This is a genomic window from Caballeronia udeis (assembly GCF_001544555.2).
In the GTDB taxonomy this organism is placed as follows: Bacteria; Pseudomonadota; Gammaproteobacteria; order Burkholderiales; family Burkholderiaceae; genus Caballeronia; species Caballeronia udeis.
In genome coordinates, this window is record NZ_FCOK02000234.1 from 1 (window position 1) to 671 (window position 671).

1 protein-coding gene is annotated in these 671 nt (G+C 62.7%); it reads right to left on the reverse strand.

Features of this window, described 5'->3' with window-relative positions; all coding sequences use genetic code 11:
* The coding region (locus AWB69_RS45400) for an aromatic amino acid lyase (protein ID WP_197500503.1) at positions 1-671 on the reverse strand (671 nt) is incomplete at both ends.

A 671-nucleotide genomic window follows, 5' to 3' on the forward strand; every position in this document is an offset into this window, starting at 1 on the left:
TAGCCAAGCTTGCGGGCAGCGAACGTCGCCATGGAGACGTGATCTTCCTGATTCGCCGATGTCGGCAACGAGTCGACCGACGCCGGATGCGCGTAGGTCTTGTTCTCCGACGCAAGCGCCGCAGCGGTCACATGGGCGATCATGAAGCCCGAATTCACGCCGCCATCGCGAACGAGAAACGGCGGCAAGCCGGAGAGCGTCGCATCGATCAGCAACGCGATCCGGCGCTCGGCCAAGGCGCCAATTTCTGCAGCGGCAATAGCGAGGTTATCGGCGGCGAATGCAACGGGTTCTGCATGGAAATTGCCGCCCGAGAGCACTTCGCCCGTGTCCGGGAAAATCAGCGGGTTGTCCGATACCGCATTCGCTTCGATCAACAGGACATCGGCTGCGTGACGCATCTGGTCGAGGCACGCGCCCATGACTTGCGGCTGGCAACGCAGGCTGTACGGATCCTGCACCTTGTCGCAATCCTGATGCGAGAGATTGATCGCCGAGCCTTCCAGCAGCGTGCGATAGGCAGCGGCGGCATCGATCTGCCCGGCGTGACCGCGCAGCGCGTGGATGCGGGCATCGAAGGGAACGACGGAACCCATCGCCGCATCCACCGACAGCGCGCCCGACACCAACCCCGTGCGGTACAGGTCTTCGATCGCGAACATGTTGTACAA